The organism is Streptomyces sp. NPDC051109 (assembly GCF_044455885.1).
Classification (GTDB): Bacteria; Actinomycetota; Actinomycetes; order Streptomycetales; family Streptomycetaceae; genus Streptomyces.
The window spans coordinates 160,916-177,414 of the sequence record NZ_JBITFF010000001.1; the positions used below are offsets into that span (position 1 = coordinate 160,916).

A 16,499-nucleotide genomic window follows, 5' to 3' on the forward strand; every position below is an offset into this window, starting at 1 on the left:
GTGTCCGGTCTTCAGCGCAGGCACCCGACGATCCTGACGGAGGTCTCCGCGCTGCCGCTGAGTCCGGACGCCGGATCGGTGGCCGTGAACACCAGCTTGTACGTCCCGTCCGGCAGCAGGGGGACGAGGAAGCGGCCGGACGCGCCCGCGCCCAGTGTCACCGGCCCGTTCGGCCCGTTGATCCGCCAGCTCGTGTACTGCGGGTCGGTGAGGGGCTGGTCGCCCGGGCGGGTCCGGGCCGTCCCGGCGAACGGCTCCTCGCAGCCGCGCCTCAACTGGCCGCCGCCGGAGGGCTGCTGGATGGTGACCGCCGGGGCCTGCGGCTGCTGTCGGGTCGGCGAACTGCTCTGCGACGGGGTGCCCGGCCGGGTCGGGCCGGTCCTGGTCGGCGTCCCGGGGCTGTTGGGGCTGCCGGGGGTCGCAGGGGTACCGGACGAGGCGGACGGGCCCGTCGTGGGCGAGGCGCCGGGCACCGGGGCGGAGGGCGAGGACGAGGGCGGCACGGAGCCGGTGCCGTCCGTCGGGCCCGGCGCCGGATCGAGGGCGTGCGGCAGTTCCGGCCTGGTGACGGCGGACGGCGAAGGCGCCTTCGCGGGCTCGGTGGCCTTGGCGTCGATCGTGGCGCAGACCGCGCTGGCGACCAGCTCCTGGCTGTCCGGCACCGGCGAGACGTGCAGCTCCTGGTCGTCCGGGCCGCGGCGGTGCGTGTCGAAGTAGCCGTTCCCGGTGAGCGTCTCCCGGTCGCTGTGCTCGACCCAGACCGAGTTGTAGTAGTCGAGACCGGCCTTCTGCTGGTTCCTGCCGGTGACGTGCCAGGCCGTCACCTTGTGGCCCGAGGGCTCACCGGCCGCCGGCGCGTCGGCCGGGGCGTACAGCCAGCCGTCGCCGAAGAAGCGCGTCGGGGCCTCCGAGGTGCCCTGCTCGTTGGCCGCGGGGAACTGGAAGCCGCCGCCGACCAGCAGCTTCCCCTTGGGACAGGACACGGCCGCGTCCGCGCTGCCGCCCGCGGCCACCGCCACCTTGACGGTGGCCACGGACACGCTCCCCAGCCGAACGCAGATCGGCCGGACGGTGACCGCGTAGTTCGCCTCCGGGGGCTGCGGGTCCTCGATCCGGGTCTGGTGCGTGATGAAATCGGACGAGCGGATCGGGAACACCCCGCTGCTCAGCCGACTGCCCGGGTTGAGCGTGACGGAGGGCACGGCCTTGGCGGCGCCGGCCCACGCCGACTTCGTGGTCAGGCTGTCGAGCGGGACCGGTGCGACCGCGCGGCCCGCCACGCTGCGGCCCGACCGGAACTCGGTGCCCAGCGAGGTGAAGTCGCCCGGGCAGGAGGGCGAGGCGGAGGCGTGCTTGGCCGCGTCCACGAGCGGCCCGTCGGTCGTCAGGTCGTGGACCGTCCCGCCGCCGCTGGCGCTGGTCATCTTGTTGCCCCGGTCATGGAAGGCGTGCGCCTGCTCCGACCATGTGGCGCCGCCCAGGAACTCGGGTTTCGCGTTGACGCACAGCGCGTACGAGGTGAGGGTGGCGGGCGCGGCGTCCGGGTTGTACGCGGCCACCAGCCAGGCATCACCCGCGAAGAGGCTGCTCGTGGCGAAGCCCGTACCGGTGACGGCGTACCCGCCGCCGAGTGCCTTCTCGTGGGGCAGGCAGGCGGCCACCGCGGACTGCTCCCCGCCCGCCGCGATCGATACGGAGGCGCTGCGCTGGACGACTGCCAGTTGCGGGCCGCCGCCCAGCGCCCACACCCCGGCCCCCACCGCGCCCGACACCACCAGGGCGCCCGCGGCGGCCACGGCGGCCGTTTTGACGGTGATCGCGCTTCCCAGCTTCGCGAAGACTCCAGAGCCCATCGTCGATGCCCCTCCCCCGGCCGAACGGCCCGCACCTCCCCGCAGTCGCGGGGCGTGGGCAATGTAGCGCCGCGTGCGATACGCGTCACCGAGGCGTGAAGTATCGGTTCTGCCACAGACTCCCCGCCCCGAGGCAAAGCCGCGGCACCGCCGCGTGGTGGCACTGGTGCCACCCCGGATGCGGAAGGCAGCGGTATCGAGCGGGCGAGGGACGGCGCGGGACGATCACGGAGACCAAGCGGATCCCAGGGGGAGTTCAGACATGCACGTGTTCAAGAAGCCCGGGCGTCGGCTCGCGGCCGCCGCCTGCACACTGCTGGCCGCGGCGGCCCTGCCCGCCGGACCGGCGAGCGCCGCGGGGCCCACGGGTCCCGCGGCGGCGGTCGGCGCGACTGCGCCGGTGCCCGGCCGGTACCGGCAGCAGCAGCTCGACTGGCAGCCCTGTACGGATGGTTCGGGCGGTTCAGGCGGTTCGGGCGGTTCGCTGGAGTGCTCCTCGATGTCCGTGCCACGGGACTGGTACCACCCGGACTCCGGGCCGGACCTGACGATCGCGCTCTCCCGGCACCGCGCGGCGGATACCGCGAAGCGCCGGGGCGTGCTCATGATGGCGGCCGGCGGCCCCGGGGCCTCGGGGCTCCCCCGGCCGGCCCGGCTCGCCTCGTACAGCCCGAAGCTGGCGGCCGCGTACGACATCGTCAGCTTCGACCAGCGGGGGGTGGGGGCGAGTACGAGGGTCGTCTGCTCGGACCAGGACGAGGTCGACGCCCTGTTCGGCGGCGCCGATCTGCGCGACCGCTCGGCGGCCGCCGTCCGGCGGACCTTCGACCGCGCGCGGGAGTTCGTACGGGACTGCGAGCGCAATTCGGGCGCCCTGCTGCCGTACATCACCACCGATCAGGCCGTCCACGACATGGACCTGTACCGGGAGTTGCTCGGCGCGGAGCGGATCTCGTACTACGGGCCCTCGTACGCCAGCCTCCTCGGCGCCTACTACGCGACCGGGTTCCCCCGCCGCGTGGAGCGGGTCGTCCTCGACAGCAACATCGACTTCACCGGTGACTGGCAGTCCTTCCTGACCGGGCAGCCGATGAGCTTCCAGCGCCGCTTCGAGCAGGACTTCCTGCCGTGGCTGGCGGCCAACGACGCCACGTACCACCAGGGGCGCACCCCCGAGGAGGCGCAGGCCTCGTACGAGCGGGTGCGGGCAGCCCTCCACGACCGGCCGCTGGACGTCGAGGGGACGGTCGTCACGCCCGACCACCTCGACGCGGCGGCCACGAACGCCCTCTACAACGCGGACCGGTTCGCGGACCTCGCCTCGCTCATGGTCTTCCTGGAGCATCCGGAGCGGGCTCCGGAGCAGACGTGGAAGGCGGTCGCCGGGAAGCTGCGGCACCTGATCGGCGCGGAGTTCGTCGCCGACTTCTTCGCGGTCACCTGTGGGGACACCCCGTGGAACCGCGACAGCCGGTACTGGGTGAGGGTGAGCGCCGAAGCAACGCGCAGCCATCCGCTGGCCGGAGCGCGGGAGTTGACGTACGCGGCGGTCTGCGCGAACTGGCCGCGCTCCAAGGCGCCGCGCATCAAGGTCACCGGTGAGGGGCTGCCGCCGGTGCTGATGCTCAATTCGAAGAACGACCCGGCGACGTACTACGAGGCCGCCGTGCGCGCCCACCGGGGGCTGGCCGGGTCGCGGCTGGTCACCGTCGAGGGCGGCGACCACGGCCAGTTCCAGAACGGCAACCCGTGCGTGGACGCCTACGTCGAGGACCATCTGCTCGACGGCGCCCTGCCGGCGGGGGACGCCGCGTGCCCGGCGGCGCGCCGGTGATCCGGCCGCGCGAACGACGGCCCGCCGCCGGGTGACCGGTCCTCGCCCGCCGTCCGTGCGGGGGCGCCGTCACTCCTCGATCGCGCCGTCCATCCGGCGCAGGTGCCGGCGGAAGGTGTACGAGGGGTCGGCCTCGCGCAGGACCAGGTAGTCGGCGAAGGCCGTCTGGCTGCGCAGGCTCTCGCCCGAGCGGATCCGGCGGGCCTGTTCGCGCTCGGTCTCCCGGATCGCGAGGGCGGTGTCGAGCACCTCTTCGACGCGGTCGGCGGGCACGAAGACCACCCCGTCCGCGTCGCCGAAGACGAAGTCCCAGCCGCCGACGAGATGCGGCCCGAACCGGGCGGTGACCAGCGCCTCGGGCTCGCGTTCGTCCAGCCGTGCCGGCCCGGGCGGGTGGCTCCCGTAGCTGAAGACGGGGAGGCCGATCTCCGCCAGCTCGGGCGTGTCGCGGTGCAGCCCCCACACCACGAGGCCCGACACGCCGGCGCCCTCGGCCTCCAGCGCGGCGAGGTCGCCGACGCAGGCCTCGTCCGTCCGACCGCCGTTGTCGATGACCAGGACGTCGCCGGGCTCTGCGGATCCGTAGGCCTCCATGAACACGTCGACGCTGCCGTAGTGGCGCACCGGCAGCGCGCGCCCCGCGACCCGGTGGCCGGGCAGCACCGCGCGGATGCCGTGCGGTGCCACGCGCACCGGCACGCCGCCGCGGACGCAGGCATCGGCCACGAGCGGCGTGGACAGGTCGGTGAAGGCCTTCAGCATGCCGTCTCCCCTTCTTCTCCTGAACGGACGGCTTGGGTCAGCCACCGCTCCCCATGGTGCCTTCCCGGTCGCCCGGGCGCGGGAGTTCGGGGGACGAAGTCACGGAATGTCGGTGTCCGAGGGCTGCGCCTCGTAGGTGTGCGGCTCGTCGCCCTGCCATTCGACGAGCTCCGAGTCGCCGAGGACCACCTCGTCGGGGTCGGGTACGCCGGCCCGGCGCAGGAACTCGATCACGTCGGCGTCGCTGAAGGCCAGGCCGAGGACGGCGTCCCGGCCCTCGGCGCGCAGGGAGACGCGGCGGCCGCCGGCCGGGGCGATCGGGTGGACGAGGATCGGCGCGTGGTGCATGGCCCCAGCCTCCGCCCGGACGCCCGGCGCCGCATCCGCGCGGCCGCGGGCTGCTCCGGTCGGGTGAGTCCGGATCACTCGGCGCCGACGCGGCCGCCGAGCCATTCCAGCGCGGGCGGGATCTCCCGTCGCCACGTGTTGAAACCGTGGCCGCCGCTGTCGAGCGTGATCGACGAGACGCGTGCCGGGGCCTTCACCTTCGCGATGAACTTCTGCGTGTCCTTGCGGTTCGGCTCGCCCTGCTCCGAGGTGGCGACCAGGAAGGAGGACTTGCCCTGCGGCAGGTTGTCCAGGCTCCACAGCAGGTCGGATCGTTTCTCTTCGGCGGTGTTCCCGTGGAAGAGATCACCGGAGTACTGGTCCAGCTCCGGCTTGTAGTCCGTCGAGAGGCCCACGCCGGCGGCGTAGTGCTCCGGGTGCTGCAACGCGGTCTTCAGCGCGCAGTACCCCCCGGTGGAGTCCCCCATGATGGCCCAGTTCGAGGGCGAGGTGCCGACGCGGTACGCGCCGGAGACCGCCTTGGGCAGGTCCGTACCGAAGAAGGTCTCGCTGAGCGGGCCGCCCGGCACGTCGACGCACTGGCTGTTGCGGGTCGGTATCACCGAGGGCTGCATCATCACCATGATCATCGGCGGCATCTTCTTCTGCTTGGCGAGCCTCCACGCCGTCTTCGGGTAGTCCAGCCCCTTGAGCAGGTTCTCGGCCATCCCCGGGAATCCGGTGAGCACCACGGTGGCGGGGAACTTCCTGTTCTCGTTCCCCTTCTGGAAGTACTCGGGCGGCAGGTACACGTACGCCTGGACGACGGCCTTGGACCCCTCGCCCCGCACCGTGACCTTCTCGATCTGACCGCCGATGCGGGGCGTCGCGCCGCCGGGCACGTCCGTCGGCTGCCGGCCGAGGACGCGGACCGCCGAGCCTCCGGGCACGTCCTGGCCCAGGGAGGGCATCGGCCGCTCCGCCCCGGCGAGGTCCGCCCAGGAGCCGTAGAGCAGGAAGGTGCGGTTGGCGGTGAGGCCGACGGAGGCGAGCAGCAGCACCTGGAGCGCCAGGACGACGCCGACCCGACCGAGCGCCGGCAGGCCGCCCCGGCGGCCGAGGCGTGGCCAGAGCCACACCGCGGCGGCGAAGGCCAGCACCGTGGCGAGTACGACGGCGGTCAGGAGCGTGCTGCTGGTGAGACTCACGGATCAGGGGAACTCTCTGCGCTGGCCTGGTCGGCACGGACCTGCGGTCCGGCGGCGCCGCCTGGACCGGCGCACAGGGCTAGACATCATCGGGAACCGATCCGTTCCATACCGCTCGCAGGAGAAGCGGAAGCTCCCCGTACGCTCGCGTCCCTTTTGCGCCATCCCGGCCTGCGCCGGCACCTGTCGGCACGCCGCGCGCCCTCGTACTGTCCGGCGCGCCGGGGCGAACTCCAGCCAATCGATTGACATGGGCCTGACATTTCAAGGTCCCTGTGGGACCTTCCCTGGCGTGTCTCGAAAGCTCTCTCCCCCGGCCGGTGCGGAACCGCCACCGTCGGGCCGGGCGCACGCCGGCGAGGCCCCCCAAGGCCCCGCTACACACCCCACAAGGACGTGGCGAAGAGGAGCGACAGCATGAAGATCTCGACATGGCCGGGCGCGACCGTACTGGCAGCAGCGGTGATCGTCGGTGGAGCGACATCGGCGACCGCCCTGGGCCCCAGCGCGGATCAGCGGCTCGACGGCGTCATCGTCGTCGCCGGCAACACCTGTACGTGGACCAACGCACGCACCAGCGCCAACCCCCCGAGCGCACTGACCGTCGACCGCACCACCATCAACGCACCCGGCGGCAACCTCGGCTGCAACGGCGGCATCACCGCCTCCCTCAACAACAACCCCGCGTTCACCTTCGACGACGCCGCCGGCCTCGCCAAGACGGACGCGATCGACATCACGGGCAAGCAGAGCTTCATCTCCTGCCGTTACAAGGCCACGAACATCACGTGGAACCGGGACGGAGCCACCCGCAAGTACGTCAACCAGGCCTTCACCGCGACCAAGACCTCGGGCAGCTTCCTGTGCCCCGGCTCGGTCACGACGGCGGCCGGCGACGCGTCGATGCTGTTCCACTGACCCCGTATCCGCACGTCCGCACGAGCCGTGTGCCGCGGCCCCGCCCGGGGCCGCGGCACACCGGCGGCGGGACGGGGAGGGATCAGAGCCGGATCTCCAGGGTGCAGCACTTGACGCTGCCGCCGCCCTTGAGCAGTTCCGACAGGTCCATGCCGACCGGGTGGAAGCCGCGTCCGCGCAACTGCCCGGCGAGCCCTGCGGCGGCCTCGGGGAGCACCACGTTCAGGCCGTCGCTGACGGCGTTCAGCCCGAAGACGGCGGCATCCTCCGCGGATACGAGCAGCGCGTCGGGGAACAGCGTCTCCAGGACTGCGCGGCTGCTGGGCGCGAAGGCCTGCGGGTGGTACATGATCTCGTCACCGTCGAGCACGGCGAGCGCCGTGTCGAGGTGGTAGTAGCGCGGGTCGACCAGCTCCAGGCTGATGACGGGCCGGCCGAAGAACGCCTCCGCCTCCCGGTGGCCGCGCTCGTCACTGCGGAAGCCGTACCCGGCCAGGACGGCGCCGGCGGTGACCAGGAAGTCACCCTCGCCCTCGTTGACGTACTCGGGGTCGTGCAGCTCGGTGAAACCGTTCGCGCGGAACCAGTCCAGGTACGCGGGACCCTCGGCGACGCGCTCGGCGTTGCGGAAGCGGGCGCCGAGGACGCGGCCGCCGACGACGGTGGCCCCGTTGGCCGCGTACACCATGTCGGGCAGTCCGGGCACGGGGTCGATCAGCTCGACGGTGTGCCCGAGCGCGCGGTACAGGTCGCGCAGCCGCTCCCACTGGAGGACGGCGAGAGCGGCGTCGACCGGCTTGCGCGGGTCCATCCAGGGGTTGATCGCGTAGACCACCTCGAAGTGGGAGGGGCGGCACATCAGGTACCGGCGCAGGCGCTGTTCGCGCGGCCGGGCGGAGGGCGTCGGGGCAGAGGTCATGGTCGCTCCCGGGCGGGGGCCACGGTGGTGGCCGAAACGAGGGGGTCCTTCCCGGCCGAGCTTGCGCGCCCCGAACGAACGCCGGATGAAGCCGACGCTGCGCCCGGGGGCGTTCTGCATAGAGTCCGGGAACGGCAGAGGTCCCACCGGAAGGACCGGTGAAACCTCGATGCGAGGGCCGTCACCGTACGCGGACACGCATGTTCCACCGGCTCTCGGGCACTCGACGCCGGGCGGAAGAGGTGCTGCGCGGTCGGCGAGTGCTGCCAGAAGCGGCTGTCCGCCTTGACCGTGACCTACGTGCACTCAGTACTCAAGTCGGCACTGGAACACGCCTGCCGCGAAGACGAGCTGCCCCGCAACGTCGCCCGGAACGTCAAGACCATTACGGCCCGGCCCCGGCGATTCCGGCCCCTCACCACAGCGGAGGCCCGCCAGATCCTCGACGCCGCCCGCGCCGACCGGCTCCACGCGCTGTACGAACTCGCTCTGCGAACCGGCCTCCGCAAGGGCGAACTCCTTGGCCTCCACTGGGAAGACTTCGACCTCCGCGTAGGCACCGCCGCCATTCGCCGCTCGCTCTAGCGCACCCGCACCGGTGGCCTCACCCACCTGCCCACCAAGACCTGCGCCTCCGAACGCCGCATCGCCCTCCCGACCGAATGCCTCCGCTCCCTCAAGGAGCAGAGGAAACGGCAGGACAAGGAGCGAGAGACAGCCGGATCGGGCTGGAAGGACAGTGGACTCGTTTTCACCACGCCGACTGGCGGGCCTCTCGACCCTGCCAACCTCACCCGCCGCTTCCGCAGCTTCCTCAACCGGGCCGGACTCCGACGCATCCGCTTCCACGACCTACGGCATTCGACCGCGACCCTACTCCTAGAAGAGGGCGTCGACCTCGTCGTCATCAAGGAACTGTTGGCCACGCCCACATCGGCGTCACCGCCGGCGTCTACGCCCACGTGAGGTCCGCTGCAACACCAAGCCATTGACACCCTGAACGGCGCCCTCGGACCTGTCAACGACGACCCCAACGACCCACCCGCCGCGGCAGGCGTCCGCTGACGTTGCCGTCAAGAATCCCAGAAGCCCCACCGAAAACGCTCGGTGGGGCTTCATCGCGGTATTGGAATCCCAGTCGACCGAAGCTACCGAGAGTCAAACACCAATCTCACGAGAACCCACGCAGGGCCCTCCAGGGTGAATCCCATGGGATTGACACCTACACCTTTCGGGTAGGTCACTTACAGATCATACGGGTAGAGCTGAATTTCGGAGGCCCGGAAGGAAATAAAACCCTCCGCAGGAAGCTCCGACCTTCGGTTCGGGATTTCAATCAGGAGAATGTCCGACCCTACTCTGATCTCCACGACCGAGTCATCACCATCGTCGAATTTAACAACTCGGCCCGTGATCAGGGTGGCAGAATCCACCCCGACCTCCGAGAGGGAAGTGGCGCCCGAGGGGCCCGCCGTCCAATCTGCGACCTCTTCCGGAACTTCGATCTCGACATCGAATTGACCTACTTCGGCGGGGTTCGGCCCCATCCAGCGGCCAGATGCGATGCCAGACTCGCACTTGAAACGCACGATCCCTTGCGATGGGGTCAGGACTTGCAGAACTTCTACTCTCATCATTTCACCCCCAAGGGAACTCGCTGCATCGTATTGCCGACAGTCCATTCGTTTGTGACGGAGTTCCAATCCCATGTCTCCATATGGAAGTGGAACTTCGTGGGCTTGCTGTTCATCTCGTGATCCCCCATCCGGATGCTACGGCGCCCATCGGAAGATACGAGACGGTTGGGATCCACCTGCCCAGTTCGCGGGTGAATGTTTGTGTACGGACCAGGCCCCAAGAAATCACTCCACGCCTGATCGGCCTGAGAAGGCTTAATGGGCTTTGGGGCCGTGACCTCCGGCAGGTTTTTGACTGTCTCGGCAGGCGCACAGGAATTGTGAACCAGAACCGGTGTCTTGCCCGCCAGGACATAGTACGTGTGCACGTCCGAGACGGTGAAGTTGTACGTCTTCACGAACTCGGTGAACGCACGGTTTGCCGAGACGCGAACCTCCGCACCCTGATCGGTGAGGAGCGTCGTGCCAGGACTGACGTCCCCGGCGTGCACCCAGCCACCGACGCTGGGCGACCAGAACGGGTGGTCGCGGGTGGCGGTGAGCTCCTCCACCCCGGTCGGCGTTTCGATCGACAAGGTGTTGAGGTCCCGCTGTCCCTGCGAGCGGATCAGCTGGGTGACTGCATGAGGCGCGGACTCACCGCTCCTGGGATCCGTCGCGAGGACCTGGTCGCCTACCTCGACGTCCTCGATCTTCTTCGTCGAACCGTCACTCATGAGAACGAGCGTGCCGGCCAGGAAGCATTGACTGCCCTTCCCGCCCCGGATCCCGCTGCCAACGCCCGCTTCGCGGTGGGAGAACATCGCCCCCAGGAATACAGGAACCTCATACCAGTCGCTGGAGGTGTCGATTCCCTGGTCCTGCAGCCACTCCTCGTAGTCGCCCCCGTAGTCACAGCCGGGAGCGCCTGCGCCGCCGTTCCAGCAGTCGCCGTCGGCTATCCAGCCGAACATGGAGGAGGCGTGTGCGACGTTTCCGATGATGCCGTAGAAGGCCTCACTGACCGGGTTGGACCAGCTGAAGTCGTGCTTCTTCGGAGGCTTCGGTGCCTGCGGCGGGGTGGGCCTGCTGGTGGAGGAACTGGTGGAGGAACTTCCGGAGCTCCCCCTCTTGCAGGCGAAGTCCACGCACCCGTAGTGCCTGTAGTTGAGATAGTCGTCCGACACGGTTCCGCCGACGGAGTCCACAATGGTCTCGTAGCGGTTGCCGTAGGCGTACGGATCGTTGCCGTTGTGGCACTTGTACATGCCGCTGGCGCACTCTTCGAGCTGCTTGCCGCTCGGGTCCCAGAACGTGAACGGGTTCTGGTTGGCGTAGGTGTAGCCGTGGAGCTGCTGCGAGTCCTTGAGATCCATGATCGGGTCGACCGAGACGAAGCGGCCGATCAGGGGGTCGTACTCGCGAGCGCCTATGTGGGTGAGTCCGCTGTCCGCGTCCTTCGTGCCGCCGACGAAGCCCTTCTCGCCCGACCAGTTCGTGGGCTTGGTGCCCCGCTCCTCGCCGAAGAGCCCCGTCTTGCGCCGCGTCACCGTCTGCACCGCATCGGCGCTGACCTGGGTCGTGCCGGTGCCGTGGTGGTCGGCGAGGGCGAAGACGAGCTTTCCGCCGGTCCGCATGGCGACGTCGCCGTAATAGCGGGTTCCCTTGAGGGCCCCGGCCTTGTCCAGGCGCAGTTCGTTGCCGTTCGGCAGATAGAGGGTGGTACCGGTCGAGTCCTTCCTCATCAGGCGCTGGCCCGAGGTGTCGTACGTGAACGAGCTGCTGGACGGGCCCTGATCAAAGGACTTGAGGTGGCCCTCGGCGTCCCAGGTCAGGTACTGCGTCTCGTCGGTACCGTTCTTGCGGGTCTTGGTGTTGCCGGACTCGTCGTAGGTGAACGTCTCGTCGTGCGCACCGGTGCCCGTCTGGGTCACCTTGGGCAGGTCGTGCTTGCCTGCCGTGGGCGCCGCGTACGTGCGGACGGTGTCGGCCGTCGGACCGGAGGCCGTCTTGTGCTTGGTCTCGGTCTTGCGGTTGCCGACCGCGTCGTAGGTGTAGGTCGTCCAGTACGGGTCCTCACCGCCGATGACACCGGCGGAAGGCGATGCGGCGCAGGACTCGCCCGCATTGGTCCAGGCCTGCGTGATGCGGCGCAGCGCGTCCAGGTTGACGCACTGGGTGTCGGTGGTGCGGGCCGTGTCCTGGCCGTACGCGGTGGCGATGGACGTGAGGTTGCCCGCGGGGTCGGTCGTGTAGCGGGTGTCCTCGATCCGCTGGGGTGCCACGTCACGGTCGGTGTAGGAGCGGGTGGTAGCGCCGGTGTGTTCGTCGTACTCGGTCGACCGGTAGACCCGCTGACCGAGCGCCCCCAGTTCCTGGCGGGAGGTGCGGCCGTAGTGGTCGTAGGTCATGGCCGAGACGAGACGGCTACTGCCCGCGGCCATGTTGTTGAGCAGACCGGAGACGCTCTTGTAGGTGCTGCCGACCGTCTCGGCCGGCAGGTCGCCCATGGCCGGCTGCTTGGTCGTCAGGAGCTGGCCGGTGATGTTGTAGGTGTTGGTCCAGTTGTAGGTGCCGGCCAGGGCGCCCGTGTCGGTCGTGGCCGGGATCGTAATCTTCGAGGCGAGCGGCTGGTAGAGGTCGTTGTAGGCGGTGACCTCCGACTCGAACGCCTTGCCGTCCACGTAACGGACCGACTTCGTCAGCTGGCCCTTGGCCACCGTGTCGTAGACGCTCGCGCTCAGGGTGGTCGCACCCTGCTTGAGGGCGACGGGGCGCCCCAGCTCGTCGTACTCACTGTGCAGCGTGACGCCCCGCGCATCGGTCACGTCGGTGACCCTGCCGCCGGCGTCGTAGGCGGTCTTCGTGGTCCCCTTGTCGGGGTCGTTCGACTCGACCTGCTGGCCGCGGACGTCGTACGTGTACGTCCACTTGGCGTTGCCCGGGTCGGTGACCTGGGCCAGCTGCCCCAGCTTGTTGTAGGCGTACAGCGTGGACTGGGACGCCGTACGGGCCGCGTCCGTGTACTGCTTGGTCTCGACGGTGCGGCCGATGCCGTCCACCACCGTGGTCGTCGCGGTGCCGCCCTGCGGCGGGATGACGGTGGTGGTGTCGCCCGTGTAGAGGGTGGTGGCCCGCTTGGTCTCCTGCCCGTACTTCTTCGAGATGACGGCCGTGGTCCGGCCGGCGCCGTCGTAGACCGTGTCCGTGGAGGCCGGGTAATTGGTCTCCTGTCCGGTCACGAGCTGCGGCTCGGGGGCCCCGTCGGCGTAGTAGGTGCCCGAGGTCCGCCAGGCCAGGCCCCTCGTGTCGTAGAACGTCTCGGAGATCAGCCGTCCGGACAGGTCGGGCGACTGGGTCTGGGTCTGGCGCTCACGCAGCAGACCGTCCTGGATGGAGTAGCTGACGGAGTACTTGTAGTCGTGGGTCAGCGACTTGCTGGTGATGACGCTCGGTCCGTCGTTGCGGATCGCGTAGTCGAAGACCCGGCTCGGCGCGTCGGGGAACGTCGCGGCCGGCCGGTTCGGCAGCCACACCTTCGTCACCCGGCCGAGGGCGTCGTAGGCCGTCGTCGTCACCTTGCCGTTGGCGTCCGTGGTCTTCGTGGGCTGCGAACGCACCGGGTCCAGCTCGGAGGAGGCGGTGTGCCCCTTCGGGTTGGTCACGAGCGTGGCGGTCGGGACCTCACCGGCGGCCGGGGTGTACGCGGTCGTGGTGACCTTGCCGTACGCGTCGGCCGCGACCAGCTGGCGACCGTAGATGTCGTAGCAGAGCTGGTTGTTCGCCGGGCCGCACGTACTGGGGACGGAGGACTCCGGGTCGTACCCGTCGCCCTTCGCGTTGATCTTCTCGGTCTTGGTGACGAGGCCCGGGCCGGGAACGGTGTCGATCGCGCCGTTGTCGTAGTAGGTACGGGAGTCGGCGACGACATCGGCCGGACGGCTCGCGGCGGTGCCACAGGGCACGGCCACCGTCTCGACGCGGCTCACCTTGCCCAGGATCCAGCTCGCGGTGTTGCGCGCGTAGCTGGTGGTGGTGCACTGCTCGTCGCCGGTCTTGGCGGTGTCGCCGAGCTGGGACTCCCAGTCGACCATGCCGTAGTCGTCGTAGTGACGGACGGTCTCGGTCGTGCGGGTGCCGCCCGTGACGGTGGTACGGGTGGACTGCTTCTCCGTGCCCGTCTTGTACGAGACCAGGTCGGGCAGGCCGCTGCGGGTCCGCTTGGCCACGAGTGCCGAGCGCCACGGCGTACTGGAGGTGGCGGAGATCAGTTTGCCCGTGTCGTCGCCGTCGTACGTGGCGGTCTCCCTCGGCATGCCGGCGAACTCGGGGCGGTCGGTGACCGCGACCCCCGCCGAGTCCTTCACGTCCTTGCCGTCGATGCCGCGGAAGTAGCGCTTCTCGCTCAGCGTCTTCGGATCGGACGCGGCGCCGGTACGGGTCTGGACCAGCTCGTAGCCGCGGGCGAGCGAGTGCACGCGGTCGTCGGCCTTGGTGAACTCGTCCGTGCTCTTCTCCCAGGCCGCTCCGCCCAGGTAGCTGTACGACGTCACCTTGTCGGGCGTCGAGGCCAGGTTGTCGCCCTCGACGATCTGGGTGACCACGTACGAGTTGAACCAGTCGACCTTGGAGGTGTCACCCTCCCAGGCCCATTTGACCGGATAGCAGCGGGTGGTGTTCGTCGCGTCCGGCTTGGGCAGCGTCGTGGCGGTGCAGTCGGGCTGCGAGTACGTGACGCCGATGGTGCCGCCGGTCTCCGTGGTGACCTGGTACATGCGCAGGCGGACGAAGGGGGCGAGACCGTCGCCGAGGGCGTCGACGCGGTTGGGCCGCTGCTCGCCCGCGAAGGTCACCGGCAGCATCGGCAGGTCCGCCGCGTCACCGGCCTTGGCGGTGCGGGTGATGGACTTCAGCCACAGCGGCGTCGATATGCCGTCACCGGCGGGCGGGAAGCTGTGATCGAGCGTCCAGGAGTCCGCGTCCTTGTACACGCCCCCGGTCAGGACCTTCGTGTTGATCCCGGTCAGACGCATCCGCGACCAGAAGGTCGGCGAGAACTGGTTCTTGCACTCCGTGGAACCGTCCTTGCAGAACTGGTCGTAGGGGGAGTCGGGCCAGTTCTTGGCGTTGGTCTCGTCGAAGGTGCCGCAGGTGCTCAGGCAGCGCTCGGACACGTCGAAGGTGACCTGGCCCATGGCCTTGGCCGTGTAGACCGAGTCGGAGCGCAGGCCGTAGTCGATGTGGTCGAGCCAGCCGCCTCGGACGTACGGGGTGACCGTGCCCTTGCCCGTCGTCGGCGAGAAATTGCGGGCGTAGTTGTTGGTCTCGGTCTTCCAGTAGTACGCCATCGCGTTGCCGGTCGGCGCGACGACGTAGTCGAGCTGCCAGCGCCAGGCCTGCTGGCACCACGCGCTCGCGAAGGAGGCGTTGTAGCAGGGCTCGCCCGCCTGGTTGCCGTACACCGGGACGGTCCAGGTGGAGTTGGTGGTCGGATCGTCGGCGGCGGTGCCGTTGTCCTTCCAGCCCGGCAGGCGGTTCAGGCCGAAGAAGTACTGCGTACCGTCGGTGGCGGTGATCTTCCAGTGCTCGCCCACGCCGTCGACGCCCGCCGTGCCCTTGTCACCGTTGACGGCCCCGGTGAGCTTCTCCACCTTCTCGCCGGTGTCGGCCGCCGGGTGCCAGCCCTTGCCCTGCTCGAACACGAGCTCGGTGGACTTGCCGTTCAGCGACAACGTGGCGTTGTCGTTGAACCAGCACTGGTCGCCGACCTTGGTGGTGTTCGTCCCGCCCGTCTTGTCGTTCTCGCAGGACTTGTACCGGCGCTCGATGAAGCCCGGCTCCCAGGACCAGCCGTCACCGATCCAGGACGCCTGGGTGTTGGACGCCGCCATGCGGCCGTCGACCGCCTGGGAGCTGTAGCCGAGGGAGATCTTCGGCGCGAAGCCGCCGGGCACGGAAGGCGTGGCGATGTCGTAGGACCAGGAGAACGCACCCGCTGAACCGCCCGCGGTCCAGGACCCGGACGGCTGCAGGGAAGTCGCCTTGTAGTCGCCCGTCGGGCCGGAGGCGTCCGCCGTGGCCGCGAGGACCATGGCGGGAGCAGCTGCGGCGGATGCGGCCGCCGGGGCCGACTTCGAGGTCTCCCCGGACTTGGCCGAGCGGCCGGTGGTACCGGGAGTGGTGACCTGGGCCGTCAGCGTGCCGCCGCGGGTGTCGTTCTCGGTGGCCAGCGGCTTCTGCGTACGGCACTCCGCGCGGTCGGGAGTGGTCAGCGCGCAGGCCGGGAGCTCCACCAGCCGCAGGCGCGCGGCGTAGTCGCCGCCGTAGGCACCGCGGAAGGAGTTGTAGTCCACCTCGACCTTCGCGGAGGCCGACTGCGTGGCGTTGTCCGCGCGGCCCACCGACAGCAGGACGCCGTCCACGCCGGCCTTGCGTGCGGCGTCGTGTGAGGTGACGGTGACGTTCACCTTGGCAGGGGCCTCGGAGGCCTTGCCGGGGAGTACGTCCACCGCGACCGGGAGCTTGCCGGCCTTCCGCGGTCCCGAGCCGATGGCCGGGGTCCGGGCCGAGCCGGACAGGAACGACTTCGACACGGAGCCGGAGGCCAGGTCGACCTCGGCCGATCCCGCTGCGGGCCAGACGACCTTCGGCGCCTTCCAGGGGCCGGTGTCGGCGTCGTCCTTCTTCTTCTCGCCGCCCGCGCGCACCCGCTGGACCGGTACGGCCTTCGGCTGCTTGATGCCCGGCAACGGCGGCCGGTCTTTGCTGTCTGCCACGGCGGCAGCGCCGGGCAGCATGCCTGAGAGGACTGCTGCGGCCAATGCCACAGAGAGTCCTCGCATGCGAAATGTTCTCACACTTACCTCATGTTCCTGTGCAATTTTCCGCCGCAGAATACAGGCTGAATTGCCTCGACCGGCACTCCGGACATCTCGCGGAAGATCGCCCCTCAAATCTCCAACCACAGCAAAATGGATCTTGTCGACGAATCGGGCAGTTAGGGTAAGCCTGGCGTAAAAAGCCCAGGTCAGTGCGAGCGCTCCCGCGGCGCATTCAAGTAGA

At 69.6% G+C, this 16,499-nt stretch carries 9 protein-coding genes and 1 pseudogene; 3 read left to right on the top strand and 7 right to left on the bottom strand.

The genetic code is table 11. The features are described from left to right. Positions 1-11: 11 nt before the first annotated feature. On the bottom strand, positions 12-1,853 hold the full coding sequence (locus ACIBAD_RS00705) for a hypothetical protein (protein ID WP_398903415.1): 1,842 nt from the start codon (positions 1,851-1,853) through the stop codon (positions 12-14). 262 nt (positions 1,854-2,115) lie between these two features. On the opposite strand from ACIBAD_RS00705, the gene ACIBAD_RS00710 reads away from it, so the two are divergent. Further along, positions 2,116-3,687, top strand: coding sequence for an alpha/beta hydrolase (locus ACIBAD_RS00710; RefSeq protein WP_398903417.1), 1,572 nt, complete (start codon positions 2,116-2,118; stop codon positions 3,685-3,687). A 69-nt stretch (positions 3,688-3,756) separates the two neighbouring features. Here ACIBAD_RS00710 and ACIBAD_RS00715 read toward each other — a convergent pair whose 3' ends face one another. The 3 genes from ACIBAD_RS00715 to ACIBAD_RS00725 form a co-directional block, all read right to left on the bottom strand. After that, a complete protein-coding gene (locus ACIBAD_RS00715; protein WP_134068016.1) occupies positions 3,757-4,449 on the bottom strand; it encodes an RraA family protein in 693 nt (230 codons plus the stop codon). 99 nt (positions 4,450-4,548) lie between these two features. Next, a complete protein-coding gene (locus ACIBAD_RS00720; protein WP_398903419.1) occupies positions 4,549-4,797 on the bottom strand; it encodes a hypothetical protein in 249 nt (82 codons plus the stop codon). 74 nt (positions 4,798-4,871) lie between these two features. Beyond that, a complete protein-coding gene (locus tag ACIBAD_RS00725; RefSeq protein WP_134068018.1) occupies positions 4,872-5,984 on the bottom strand; it encodes an alpha/beta hydrolase-fold protein in 1,113 nt (370 codons plus the stop codon). 417 nt (positions 5,985-6,401) lie between these two features. On the opposite strand from ACIBAD_RS00725, the gene ACIBAD_RS00730 reads away from it, so the two are divergent. Continuing rightward, positions 6,402-6,902 carry a hypothetical protein gene (locus ACIBAD_RS00730; RefSeq protein WP_134068019.1) on the top strand — a complete coding sequence of 167 codons (501 nt, stop codon included), beginning with the start codon at positions 6,402-6,404 and terminating at the stop codon, positions 6,900-6,902. 82 nt (positions 6,903-6,984) lie between these two features. Here ACIBAD_RS00730 and ddaH read toward each other — a convergent pair whose 3' ends face one another. Next, entirely contained in the window at positions 6,985-7,821 is an 837-nt protein-coding gene (gene ddaH / locus ACIBAD_RS00735; RefSeq protein WP_208328880.1) for a dimethylargininase, read from the bottom strand. A 222-nt stretch (positions 7,822-8,043) separates the two neighbouring features. On the opposite strand from ddaH, the pseudogene ACIBAD_RS00740 reads away from it, so the two are divergent. Then, positions 8,044-8,886 (top strand): annotated as a pseudogene (locus tag ACIBAD_RS00740) (tyrosine-type recombinase/integrase); the annotation flags it as partial. 179 nt (positions 8,887-9,065) lie between these two features. On the opposite strand, the gene ACIBAD_RS00745 reads toward ACIBAD_RS00740, so the two are convergent. Next, positions 9,066-9,410, bottom strand: coding sequence for a hypothetical protein (locus ACIBAD_RS00745; protein ID WP_398903422.1), 345 nt, complete (start codon positions 9,408-9,410; stop codon positions 9,066-9,068). A gap of 44 nt (positions 9,411-9,454) precedes the next feature. Continuing rightward, positions 9,455-16,213 carry a polymorphic toxin-type HINT domain-containing protein gene (locus tag ACIBAD_RS00750; protein WP_398903424.1) on the bottom strand — a complete coding sequence of 2,253 codons (6,759 nt, stop codon included), beginning with the start codon at positions 16,211-16,213 and terminating at the stop codon, positions 9,455-9,457. Positions 16,214-16,499: the final 286 nt, after the last annotated feature.